General features: G+C 74.9%; 7 protein-coding genes and 1 pseudogene. All 8 read left to right on the forward strand.

What is annotated here, in order from left to right:
- Nucleotides 1-552: pseudogene (locus ACFWXO_RS43130) on the forward strand (polysaccharide biosynthesis protein); the annotation flags it as partial.
- Between the two features lie 5 nt (nucleotides 553-557).
- A complete protein-coding gene (locus tag ACFWXO_RS43135; protein ID WP_380532144.1) occupies nucleotides 558-2,093 on the forward strand; it encodes a Wzz/FepE/Etk N-terminal domain-containing protein in 1,536 nt (511 codons plus the stop codon).
- Between the two features lie 3 nt (nucleotides 2,094-2,096).
- The gene (asnB, locus tag ACFWXO_RS43140) at nucleotides 2,097-4,016 is read left to right on the forward strand and encodes an asparagine synthase (glutamine-hydrolyzing) (protein WP_380532147.1); all 1,920 of its coding nucleotides are present in this window, start codon (nucleotides 2,097-2,099) and stop codon (nucleotides 4,014-4,016) included.
- A 27-nt stretch (nucleotides 4,017-4,043) separates the two neighbouring features.
- On the forward strand, nucleotides 4,044-6,245 hold the full coding sequence (locus ACFWXO_RS43145) for a bi-domain-containing oxidoreductase (RefSeq protein WP_380532150.1): 2,202 nt from the start codon (nucleotides 4,044-4,046) through the stop codon (nucleotides 6,243-6,245).
- A gap of 2 nt (nucleotides 6,246-6,247) precedes the next feature.
- The gene (locus ACFWXO_RS43150; protein ID WP_380532161.1) at nucleotides 6,248-8,221 is read left to right on the forward strand and encodes an alginate lyase family protein; all 1,974 of its coding nucleotides are present in this window, start codon (nucleotides 6,248-6,250) and stop codon (nucleotides 8,219-8,221) included.
- 7 nt (nucleotides 8,222-8,228) lie between these two features.
- Entirely contained in the window at nucleotides 8,229-9,767 is a 1,539-nt protein-coding gene (locus tag ACFWXO_RS43155; protein ID WP_380532153.1) for a right-handed parallel beta-helix repeat-containing protein, read from the forward strand.
- 1 nt (nucleotide 9,768) lies between these two features.
- Nucleotides 9,769-11,061 carry an O-antigen ligase domain-containing protein gene (locus tag ACFWXO_RS43160; RefSeq protein ID WP_380532156.1) on the forward strand — a complete coding sequence of 431 codons (1,293 nt, stop codon included), beginning with the start codon at nucleotides 9,769-9,771 and terminating at the stop codon, nucleotides 11,059-11,061.
- 1 nt (nucleotide 11,062) lies between these two features.
- On the forward strand, nucleotides 11,063-12,301 hold the full coding sequence (locus tag ACFWXO_RS43165; protein WP_380532159.1) for a glycosyltransferase: 1,239 nt from the start codon (nucleotides 11,063-11,065) through the stop codon (nucleotides 12,299-12,301).
- Nucleotides 12,302-12,317 lie beyond the last annotated feature (16 nt).

The raw sequence follows: 12,317 nt of genomic DNA on the forward strand, positions 1-12,317 counted from the left end.
GGGGGGGGGGCGGGGGGGGGGTGGGCGGCGCGCGGCCCGCGTGCTCTGCTCCGCCGGGTGCTGGGCACCGACGTCCGGTGGGACCTGCCGACCCCGCACGCCTCCGGCGACGAGGCCGGCCGGCAGCTGCGCTACCGGCGGGTCTGCACCCGGATCCGGGAGCAACTGCCGCCCTCGCGCGGGCTGTTGGTCGTCGTCCCGGAGGGCGACGAGCCGGCCCGCCGGGCCGCCGACCGGCTGGCCGCCGAGGCGGGCGGCGAGCCGCGGCTGCGGGTCGTGGGGGTGCCGGTCACCCGGCCGCTGGTGCCGGACCGCGAGGAGGAGGCCGGCGCCCTGGTCGTGCTCAGCGCGGGCAGCTGGACGGCGGGGGAGCTGGCCGGCCTGGCCGGGGCGTGCGCGGACGCCGAGCACGAGCTGGTCGGCATCGTGGTGGCCGACCTGGTCCAGGGCGGCCCCGAGCGCCCGACCGGCCGCCGTACGGGCGGCGCCGAGCCGGTGCTCGCGGGCGCCGCCGCGGCGCGGCCCGAAGCCGATGACGAAACGGGGGGATGATCGGGGTGACGACGAGTACGACGGGGGAGTCGTCGACCGCCGCTCCACTGCTGGACCTCCAGTCGCTGGTGGTCGCGGTGCGCAGGCGCCGCCGCCTCTGGTGCGCCCTGGCGCTGCTCGGCCTGCTGGCCGGCGCGGCACTGGCCGTCCTGCGGCCGCCGCCGCCCAGCGCGACGGCCAAGGTGCTGGTCGCCCACGCGGCGGACCAGCCGAACGACCCCGGAACGCTGATCCGCACCGACGCCGCCCTGCTCCAGACCACCGGGATCGCCGGCGCGGCGCTGAAAGCCCTCGGATCCGCCGAGAAGCCCGAGGACTTCATGAAGGAGTACGCGGGGGCGGGCCTGACCAACAACCTGCTGGAGATCACCGTGACCGGGAAGAGCGACGCCGAGGCCCAGGCCCGCGCCAAGGCGCTGGCCGAGGCCTTCGTCGCCGACCACGTGCAGCGGATCCAGGAGGCCGCGGACGCCGAGTCCAAGGCCCTGCTCGACCAGCGCGACCGGATGCGCCAGGAACTCGACCAGGTCAACCAGCAGATCGGCACCGGCACGCAGCCGAACGGCGCCAAGGGGCCGGCCAACCTGGAGTCGCTCTACGCCAGCCGGGCCGAACTCACCGCCCGGATCACCGACTTCGGCCAGCGCGCCGCCGAGGCCAAGGTCGGCGCGCCCCGGCTGGTGGCCGGCACCCAGATCGTGGACGCCCCGCACGCGGTGCGGCAGTCGCTGCCGAAGACGGCCGCCACCGATGCCGGGATCGGAGCCGTCCTCGGGCTGTTCCTCGGGATCGCCGTGGCCGCCGTCGGCGCGGTGGTGGCGGACCGCCCGGTGCTGCGCCGGGAGATCGCGGCCCACCTCGGCGCCTCCGTGATCGCGGAGCTGGCGCGGGTGCCGCGCCGCTCGCGCGGCCGCTGGCAGCTGCGCCGGACCAGGGCCGCCCGGGAACGGGTCACCGCCACCCTGGCCCGCACCGTGCGCGGCTGTGCCGAGCCGGTGTCGCTGCTCGAACTGGGCTGCGCGCACAGCACCGGCGCGCTCGCCCTGGACCTCGCCGGGGCGCTGACCGAGCAGGACGGCCCCGTGGTCGTCGTCGACGGGCTGCCCGGACCGCAGCTCGCCCGGCGCACCGCGAAGCCGGGGGAGCCGACCGTGGTCCGCGGCGAACAGGCCGGGGCCGTTCCGCAGCCGCAGGAGCGCCGGGTCGGCGTCGGCTCGGTGGCGCCCGGCACGGCCTGGACCGACCTGCGGTACCTCGGCACCCGGACGGTGCTGGTCGTCCGGGCCGGGGCCGGCAGCGCCGCCTGGCTGCACACCGTGGCCCGCCAGCTCGCCGAGCAGCGCGTCCCGGTGCTCGGCGTGGTGCTGATCGACCCCGACCCGCGCGACCGCACCGACGGCACCCGCTGGGACGGGCCGCCCGCCGCGCCGCCCGACCGCGACGAACGGCCCGCCCGGCTGATCCGGCTGGGCCGACGGCGGACCGAACGACTACCGGCCTGGACCGCACGGGTCCCGGACATCGACCAGGAGGCGAGGTAGGACATGTGCGGCATCGCAGGAACGTACCGGTGGCCGGACGGGAAGGTCGTGACCGACCTGCTCACCGACACCCTCGCCCACCGCGGCCCGGACGGCGCCGGCCGGTACAGCCACTCCCTCGGCGACGGCGAGGTGCACCTGGGGCACCGCCGGCTGGCCATCGTCGACCTCTCCGGGACGGGCGCCCAGCCGATGGCCAAGGACGGCCTGGTGCTGACCTACAACGGCGAGCTGTACAACGCCCCCGAGCTGCGCGCCGAACTGGCCGCCACCGGGGTGCGCTTCCGCGGCACCTCCGACACCGAGGTGCTGCTGGAGGCCTGGCGGCGCTGGGGCACCGACTGCCTGCCCCGGCTGCGCGGCATGTTCGCCTTCGGGGTCTTCGACGAGCGGACCGGCGAGCTGGTGCTCGCCCGCGACCAGCTCGGCATCAAGCCGCTGTTCCTGCTCCGGCGCGGCGAGGGCCTGGTGTTCGCCTCCGAGCTCAAGGCGCTGGCCGCCGCCACCGGCGGCTCGCTGGAGGTGGACCACGCGGCGATGGTGGCCTCGCTGCTCTACTACTGGGTGCCGGACTCGCGGTGCGCGTACCGCGAGGCGGAGAAGCTGCCGCCGGGCAGCTGGCTGCGCTGCCGGCCCGACGGCCGGGTGGAGCGCGGCCGGTACTGGCACCTGCGGGAGGTCGCCGCCGAGGGCCGGGAGCGGGCCCGGGCCGGCGAACTGCCGGACCTCGCCGCGATCGTCGAGGAGTCGACGCGGCGCCACCTGCTCTCCGACGTCCCGGTGGCGACCTTCCTCTCCGGCGGACTGGACTCCAGCTACCTGACCGCACTGGCGGCCCGCGACCGCCCGGGGATCTCCGCCTACACGATCGGCTTCCGCGCCGAGGACGCCAGGTTCGAGGCGATGCCGGACGACCTGCGCTACGCCCGGCAGGTGGCGGCGCAGTTCGGCGTCGACCTGCACGAGATCGAGATCGCCCCGGACGTGCTGGACCTGCTGCCGCGGATGACGTACCACCTGGACGAGCCGATCGGCGACCCGGCCGCCATCAACACCTTCCTGATCTGCTCGGCCGCCCGGGAGGCCGGGGTCAAGGTGCTGCTCTCCGGGATGGGCGCCGACGAGCTGTTCGCCGGCTACCGCAAGCACCTGGCCAACCAGCTGGCGCTGCGCTACCAGCGCGTGCCGCGGCCGCTGCGGCGCGGCCTGTCCGCCGCGGTGGACCGGCTGCCGGTGGCCACCGCCAACCGGGGGCTGCGCTCGGTGCGGTTCGCCAAGCGCTTCCTCTCCTTCGCCGACCTGCCGGAGGAGACGGCGTTCCGGCGCAGCTACACCATGTACGACCGGGAGGAGCTGCTCGCCCTGGTCGACCCGGACCTCGCCGGGACGGTCCAGGACGTGCTGGACGAGCACGCGGACGTCTACCGGGACAACGAGCTCGACGACTTCGTCAACCGGATGTGCCTGGGCGACGCCCGGATGTTCCTGCCGGGCCTCAACCTCGCCTACACCGACCGCTCCAGCATGGCCGCGTCGACCGAGGTGCGGGTGCCGTACGTGGACGTCGAGGTGGTCAGGGCCGCGTTCACGGTGCCCGGCGACCGCAAGATCGTCGGACGCCAGGGCAAGGCCGTGCTCAAGGAGGCGGCCACCTCCGTGCTGCCCCGGGAGATCGTCTACCGGCCCAAGGGCCTGTTCAGCGCGCCGCTGCGGGCCTGGATGAGCCGGGACCTCGCCCCGCTGGTGCGCGAGGTGATCAACGACGGCGAGCTGGTGCGCTCCGGCTTCCTGCGCCGCGACGCACTGGCCCGGCTGGCTGCCGAGGACGCCGCCGGGCAGCAGGACTTCTCCAAGCACCTGTGGCACGTGCTGACCCTGGAGTACTGGTACCGCGGCGCGACCTCAGGCTCCGCCGCCCACTGAACTGCGAGAGAAGCAAGGGGACTTCCGGTGAAACAGGTTGTGCAGAACTACAAGAGCGGCGAGCTGTCGGTGCTCGACGTGCCGGTGCCGGGGTGCAAGCCGGGCGGGGTGCTGGTGCGCAGCGCCTTCTCGCTGATCTCCACCGGGACCGAGTTGATGAAGGTGTCCGAGGCCGGGATGTCGATGGTGGGCAAGGCCCGCTCGCGCCCCGACCAGGTGGCCAAGGTCATGCAGAGCGTCGCCACCAACGGCCTGCCCGCCACCTACCGCAAGGTGATGGGCAAGCTGGACTCCTACACGCCGCTGGGCTACTCGCTGTGCGGGGTGGTGGAGCAGGTCGGCGCCGGGGTCGACGACGTCAAGGTCGGCGACCTGGTGGCCTGCGCGGGCAACGAGCACGCGCTGCACGCCGAGCTGAACTGGGTGCCGAAGAACCTCTACACCCCGGTCCCGGACGGCCTCGCGCCGCAGCACGCGGCCTTCGGCACCGTCGGGTCCATCGCCCTCCAGGGCGTGCGCCAGGGCGAGCCGCAGCTCGGCGAGGTGGCGCTGGTGATCGGCCTGGGGCTGATCGGCCAGCTGGTGGTGCAGCTGCTCACCGCCGCGGGCGTCCGGGTGGTCGGGGCGGACCCCGACCCGGTGCGCTGCGAACTCGCCGAGCGGCTGGGCGCGGTGGCCTGCGGCGATCCGGGCTCCGCGGTGGTGGAGACCGCCGTCGCCGAGCTGACCGACGGCCACGGCGTGGACCAGGTGTACCTGGCGGCCGGCGGCGGCAGCAACCAACCCGTCGAGCTGGCCGCGCAGTTGAGCCGGGACCGCGGCCGGGTGGTGGACATCGGCAAGTGCCGCCTCGACCTGCCCTGGAACGCGTACTACGAGAAGGAGCTGGACGTCCGGTTCTCCCGCTCCTACGGCCCCGGGCGCTACGACCCGGAGTACGAGCTCGCGGGCCGGGACTACCCGATCGGCTACGTGCGCTGGACCGAGCGCCGCAACCTGGCCTGCTTCCTCGACCTCGCCGCCCGCGGCCGGGTGGACGTGGCGCCGCTGATCTCCCACATCGCCGACTTCGACGACGCGGTGGAGACCTACCGGCGTTTGAAGGACGGCGAGTTGAAGGCCGTGGCGGTGCTGTTCCAGTACCCGGGCGCCGAGGCCGGGCCGGCGGCGCAGGCCCCGACGCTGGCCGTCCCCGAGGTGCGGCGCCCGGGCCGGGCCGCCGCCCCCGCCCGGCCGGCCGGGACGCCGGTGCGGCTGGCGTTCGTCGGCGCGGGGAACTACGCGACGTCGATGCTGCTGCCGCACCTGGCCCAGCGCGAGGGCGTCGCGCTGTCCACCGTCGTCACCACCACGGCGCTGTCCGCGGCCAACGCCCAGCGCAAGTTCGGCTTCGACCGGGCGACCACCGACCTGGACGCCGTGCTCGGCGACGACTCGATCGACGCGGTCTTCGTGGTCACCCGGCACAGCTCGCACGCCGCACTGACCGAGCGGGCGCTGCTGGCCGGCAAGCCGGTGTTCGTGGAGAAGCCGCTGGCCCTCACCGAGGACGAACTGGCGCGCGTGCTCGCCGCGGTGGAGGAGTCCGGCAACGACCGCCTCCAGGTGGGCTTCAACCGCCGCTTCGCGCCGCTGCTGCGCGAGGCCAGGAGCCACTTCGGAGCCCGCAGCGGCCCGGCGAGCCTGCGCTACCTGGTCAACGCCGGGCGGCTCCAGCACGGCAGCTGGTACCTCCAGCAGGGCACCGAGGGCTCGCGGTTCGCGGGCGAGGGCGGGCACTTCATCGACACGGCGAGCTGGCTGCTGGGCGCCGACCCGGTCTCGGTGTACGCCGTCGCCCCGGCCGGCAACGAGGACCTGCAGATCGTGCTGGGCTACCCGGACGGCTCCACCGGCACCCTCAGCTACGTCACCACCGGCGCGCCCGGCTTCCCCAAGGAGACGCTGGACCTGGTCGCGGACGGCAAGGTGCTCAAGCTCGACGACTTCGTCCGCGCCTCGGTGCACTTCAGCGGCACGGCCGGACGCAAGCGCTGGGTCAGCTCCCGGCTGCCGAAGGCCCGGGACAAGGGCCAGTCCGCCGAACTGGCCTCGTTCGTCAAGGCGGTGCGGACCGGCGGGCCGATGCCGGTACCGCTGGAGTCGCTGGTCGCCACCACGGCGGCCACCCTCGCCGTCCAGGCCGCCCTGTCCGGCGGCGCGCCGGTGACCCTGGCGGGGCCGAAGTGACCATGAGTCCGGGCTGGTACCTGCGCCGGCTGTCCCGGATGGGACCGCAGGAGGTCGGCGGCCGGGCCGGCGACGTGCTGCGCCGGCGGCGGTGGCGCGCGGCGCCGCCGAGCGCCCCGGCCGTCACCGGCGCCCGGTTCACCGCCGTCCTGCCCGCCGGGGCGCTCGCCGCCGTCCCGGCGGACGCCGCCAAGCGGCTGGTCGCCGCGGCGGACCGGCTGATGGACGGGCACGCCGAGTACTTCGGGGTGGAGCGCGCCGACCTGGCTGCCCCGGACTGGTGGCTCGACCCGAAGACCGGCCGACGCGCCCCGGACGGCTACGCCTTCGACCTGCCCTACCGGGACGAGGACGCGGTCGGCGACATCAAGCAGATCTGGGAGCCGTCCCGGCACCAGCACCTGACGGTGCTCGCCGCCGCCTACGCGCTGACCCGCAACGAGCGGTACGCCGAGCGGGCGGCCGAGCACCTGCGGTCCTGGTGGCAGGCCAACCCGCCGCTGCGCGGCGTGCACTGGATCAGCGGCATCGAGCTGGGCATCCGGCTGCTGTCCTGGGTGTGGGTCCGCCGGCTGCTCGACGGCTGGCCCGGCGCGGCCGGGCTGTTCGAGGACAACCCGGTGGCACTGGAGCAGATCTGGCACCACCAGCACTGGCTGGCCGCCTTCCCCAGCCGGGGCTCCTCGGCGAACAACCACGTGATCGCCGAGGACGCCGGGCAGTTCGCGGCGGCCTGCGCGTTCGACTGGTTCCCCGCCTCGGAGCGCTGGCGCGCCGACGCGCTGCGCTCGCTGGAGCGGCAGCTGCGCGCCAACACCTTCCCCTCCGGGCTCAACCGCGAACTGGCCACCGAGTACCACGGACTGGTCCTGGAACTCGGCCTGGCCGCGGTGGCCGAGGCGGACGCGGCCGCCGTGCCCGTCCCCGGGACCGTCCGGTTGGTGCTGCTGCGGATGACCGACGCCCTCGCGGCCGTGGTGGACGAGCGCCTGCGCCCGCCCCGCCAGGGGGACGCCGACGACGGGCACGGCCTGGTCCTGGACGGCGCGGGCACCGACCGCTGGGCCTCGCTGCTGGCCACCGGGGAGGCCGTGTTCGGCCGGCTCCCCTGGTGGCCGGCGGTGACCGGCACCGATGTGCGCACCCCGCTGCTGGCCGCGCTGCTGCGGCCGTACGCCCAGGACGGCACGGTGGCCCGCCCGGCGGCGCGGCCGGTGCACCTCCCGGACGCGGGCATGACGGTGCTGCGGGCCCCGGCGTGGAGCGACCCCGGGGAGAGTCGTACGGGCGAGATCTGGTGCCGCTGCGACGGCGGCCCGCACGGCTTCCTGTCCATCGCCGCGCACGGCCACGCCGACGCGCTGTCCGTGGAGGTCCGCTACGAGGGCGTCGACGTGCTCGCCGACCCGGGGACGTACTGCTACCACGGGCAGCCCGAGTGGCGGCGCTACTTCCGCTCGACGCTGGGCCACAACACCCTGGAGCTGGCCGGCACCGACCAGTCCGTCCCCGGCGGCCCGTTCCTGTGGACCAGGCACGCCCGCACCCGCGTCCTGGTCGCGGACACCTCCGACCCGGCGGTGGCCCGCTGGTGCGCCGAGCACGACGGCTACCAGGAGACGGTGCACCGCCGCCGGGTGGAGCTGACGGCCGCCACCCGGGAGCTGCGGGTGGTCGACCAGGTGCGCGGCCCGGCGCGGGTCGTACGCCTGGCGTTCCACCTCGGCCCGGCGGTCAGCGCCGAACTGTCCGGCCACCGGGCCGTGCTGACCTGGACCAGGGACGGCCAGGACCGCTCCGCGGTGCTCGACCTGCCCGGGCAGCTGGCCTGGCGGGCGCACCGCGGCGAGAGCACGCCGCCGCTGGGCTGGTACTCGGCCGGCTTCGGCCGCAAGGAGCCCGCCACCACGCTGATCGGCACCGGAACCGCCGACGGCGAGCGGGAGTTCATCAGCGTCCTCGGGTTCCGGGGCTAGCGGGAGGATGGGGACGGTGGGGATCACCAGGTGGCGCCGGGCGGCGTCGGCCGCGTCGGTGCTGGTGCTCGCGCTGCTGGCGGCGGCGGGCTGCACCAGCACGTCGGACGCCCCGGCGGAGCCGACCGCCCCGCCGTCCCCGGCCACGGCGGTGGCCCGGGTGTGCGACCACACCGAGGCCGGGCCGGCCACCGCGCCCGCCGGCGCGGTGACGGTCGACCCCGAGGTGGTCAACGACCTGGCGGCGAAGACCAAGGCCAGCCCGCCGAACACCACGTTCTGGCTCGGACCGGGGACGCACAGCCTCGAAGCGGACCGCTACGCCCAGGTCGTCCCCAAGGACGGCGACAGCTACCTCGGCGCGCCCGGCGCGGTGCTCGACGGCCACGGGACCAACCAGTACGCCTTCGGCGGCGGCGCCGGGAACGTCACCCTCCGCTACCTGACCGTGCAGGGCTTCGTCGCCCCGCAGAACGAGGGCGTGGTCAACCACGACTCGGCCGACGGCTGGGTGATCGAGCACGCGACGATCCAGCGCAACTCCGGCGCCGGGCTGATGGCGGGCGCCCACCAGAAGGTCCGCGCCAGCTGCCTGCGCGGCAACGGGCAGTACGGCATGAACGCCTACAAGTCCGGCGCGCCGCTGGGCGACCTGCTGGTCGAGGACAACGAGATCACCGGCAACGACACCGACCAGTGGGAGAAGCGCCAGCCCGGCTGCGGCTGCACCGGCGGCGTCAAGTTCTGGGCCGTCAACGGCGCCGACGTGCTCGGCAACTGGGTGCACGACAACCGCGGGACGGGCCTGTGGGCCGACACGAACAACAACGACTTCCGGATCGAGGGCAACCTGCTGGAGTCCAACGACGGCGCCGCGCTGATCTACGAGACCAGCTACAACGCCGTCATCCGCGACAACACGATCCGGCGCAACAACTGGGTGGACGGCCGCCGTTCCGCCGACCGCGGCGACACCTTCCCGTTCGCCACCGTCTACCTGTCCGAGTCCGGCGGCGAACCGCGGATCAAGGCCCGCACCGACACGATCGAGATCGACCGGAACACGCTGGAGGACAACTGGTCCGGCATCACCCTGTGGGAGAACGCCGACCGGTTCTGCAACAGCCCGGCCAACACCTCCTCCGGCGCCTGCACCCTGCTGGTCCAGGACACCGCCCGCTGCGCCCGGCCGGGCATCGCCGCCGCACCGCTGTACGACGACTGCCGCTGGAAGACCCAGCGCGTCGACGTCCACGACAACCGCTTCACGCTGGACCCGTCCGTGGTCGGCTGCACCACGACCTGCGGCCGGATGGCGGTGCTGGCCAACTACGGCACCTTCCCGGACTGGTCGCCGTACAAGGGCGAACCGGTGGCCGACGCCGTCACCGGCAAGCAGCAGAACCGCTGGCACGACAACACCTACGTCGGGCCGTGGAGCTTCGTCGCCCACGACCCGAGCCGCACCCTCGACTTCGAGCAGTGGCAGGGCGCGCCGTACCAGCAGGACCAGGGCAGCACCCTCAAGCCCGGGGCCGGTGGTTGAGGTGGCCGCGACCGCGACCCGCGCCCGGGACCTCACCCGCGAAGGGGGCCCGGCCGGCCCGCCGAGGACCGTCGAGCTGATCTGGGGCCTGCTGATCCTCAACACCCTCGGCTCCGCCGGGGCACAGACGATCATCCCGCTGCCCCGCTCGCTGATCCAGATGGCCACCATGGGCGCCCTGGTCTCCGCCTTCGCGCTGGCCCTGCTGCTCAACCTGCGGCTGCGGATCCGGCCCAGCGCCCTCCTGTTCCTGCTCACCCTGCTGCTGGTGCTGAGCGTGATCTCCAGCGCCAACCTGCACTCCGGTTACGGCGCGCTGTTCCGCTGCTTCCGGCTGACGCTCTTCGTCGCCACCCTGTGGCTGCTCAGCCGCTGGTGGGACGGCAGCCAGAGCTTCGTCCGGTTCCACATCCGGATGTACTTCGTGGTGCTGGTCTCGGTGGCCGCCGGCCTGGTCGCCTCACCGGGCGCGGCCTTCCCCGACGTCTACGGCGGGCGGCTGGTCGGCGCGCTGTGGCCGCTCACCCCGCCGCAGATCGGGCAGTACGCGGCGGTGATCATCGGGCTCACCGTGCTGCTCCTGCTGGACCGCCGCACCACCGGGGCGAGCGCGGCGACGATCATCGTGCCCTCGCTCGTCCTGCTCGCACTGACCCACACCCGCACCGCCACCATCGGACTGATCGCCGGACTGCTGCTGGCGATCGGCTCGCTGCTGCTGACCAGCGCCGCCGCCCGCCGGCTGTTCAGCTGGGCGGTGCTGCTCGCCACCGTGGTCGGGGTCGGCCTGAACTCCCTGCTCCAGGCCTGGTTCCTGCGCGGCCAGACCCAGGAGAACATCTCCAACCTCACCGGCCGCGCCAAGGTCTGGGACGCCCTGCTGGCGGCGCCCCGGACCACCGTCGAGCAGGTCTTCGGCATGGGGCTGGGCGACAAGTCCTTCGGCGGGCTGCCGATCGACAACAGCTGGCTGGCCGTCTACAACGAACAGGGCCTGGCCGGGGTCGCCGTGGTGGCCGTGGTCTTCGTGGTGCTGGGCGGCGTCGCGCTGCTGCGGCCGCCCTCGCTCGCCCGGGCCGGTGCGATCTTCCTGATCGGCTACTGCGCGATCGCCTCGTACACCGAGGCCGGGCTGGGCGACGCCTCGCCGTACCTGCTGCACCTGACCGTGGCCGCCTCGCTGCTGGCGGCGCCCGCCGGGCCCGCCGCCCTCGCGCCGCCCGCCCTCCTCCCGACCCCTGCTGCTCCCCGGCGGCGCACCGCGCCCCGGGCCCGGCGAACGGAGCTCACCTGACATGCGCGTCCTCGTGGTGCACAACCGCTACGCCTCGGCGCAGCCGAGCGGGGAGAACAAGGTCGTCGACCAGGAGGTGGGCCTGCTGCGGGAGGCCGGCCACCGGGTCGAGCTGTTCGAGCGGCGCAGCGACGACATCGCCCGCCGCTCGCTGCCGGGCAAGGCCGCGGTGCCGCTGCTGGTGCCCTGGAACCCGGCGGTGCGCGCGGAGTTGGCCGCCCGGCTGCGGGCCGAGCGGCCAGACGTGGTGCACGTCCACAACGTCTTCCCGCTGCTGTCGCCCGCGGTGCTGGCGGCCTGCGCCGACGCGGGCGTGCCCGCCGTCGCGACGCTGCACAACTACACCCAGGTCTGCCCGCCGGGCACCCTCCAGCGGGACGGCCGTCCGTGCACCGAGTGCGTCGGCGGCTCGCCGCTGCCCGCCGTGCGGCACGGCTGCTACCGGGGCTCCCGGCTGGCGACGGTGCCGCTCGCGGTGGGCCTGGTGGTCAACCGGCGGCGCTGGTGGACGGGGGTGGAGCGGTTCTTCTGCATCTCCGCGGCGCAGCGCGAGGTCCTGGTGCGGTCCGGGCTGCCGGCCGAACGGCTGGCGGTGAAGCACAACTTCGTGCCGGAGCCGGGCACCGTCCGCGCCGGAGCGGGGGAGCACCTGCTCTACCTGGGCCGGCTCGCGGAGGCCAAGGGCGTGCGGCTGCTGATGGCGGCCTGGGACCGGCTCGCCGCCGAGGGCGGGGTCGGGGTGCCGCTGGTCATCGCGGGCGCCGGGCCGCTGGAGGCGCAGGTGCGGGCCTGGGCGGCCGGCCGGGCGGACGTGCGCTGCGTCGGCCTGTACGACCAGGCGCAGTGCCGGGAGGCCGTCGCCCGGGCGGTCGCCGTGGTGGCGCCCTCGACCTGGCTGGAGGCCTTCGGGCTGGTCGTGGTGGAGGCGATGGCGGCCGGGGTGCCGGCCGTCGCCGCCGGTCACGGCGCCTTCGTCGAACTCGTCGAGGACGGGGTGACCGGGCTGCTGCACCAGCCGGGCGAGGCGGCCTCGCTCGCGGCCTGCCTGCGCCGGATCACGGCCGACCCGGCGGCCAACCGGGAGCTGGGCCGGGCCGCCCGGCGCCGGTACGAGCAGGGGTTCAGCCCGGCCGTCGGGCTGGAGCGCCTGGTGGAGGGGTACCGGGGGGCGTTAGCGGCGCGGGGCGGCGGCGCGGGCGGGGCGCCGGGGGGGGGGGACGGAGACGCTGGGGCTGTGTGATATAAAAAAATTAAGC

Source organism: Kitasatospora sp. NPDC059088 (genome assembly GCF_042738155.1).
Classification (GTDB): domain Bacteria; phylum Actinomycetota; class Actinomycetes; order Streptomycetales; family Streptomycetaceae; genus Kitasatospora.

Coding starts and splice junctions, on each gene's coding strand:
- ACFWXO_RS43150 (WP_380532161.1), top strand. CDS start 6,248: ATGAGTCCGGGCTGGTACCTGCGCCGGCTGTCCCGGATGGGACCGCAG.
- ACFWXO_RS43155 (WP_380532153.1), top strand. CDS start 8,229: ATGGGGACGGTGGGGATCACCAGGTGGCGCCGGGCGGCGTCGGCCGCG.
- asnB (WP_380532147.1), top strand. CDS start 2,097: ATGTGCGGCATCGCAGGAACGTACCGGTGGCCGGACGGGAAGGTCGTG.
- ACFWXO_RS43165 (WP_380532159.1), top strand. CDS start 11,063: ATGCGCGTCCTCGTGGTGCACAACCGCTACGCCTCGGCGCAGCCGAGC.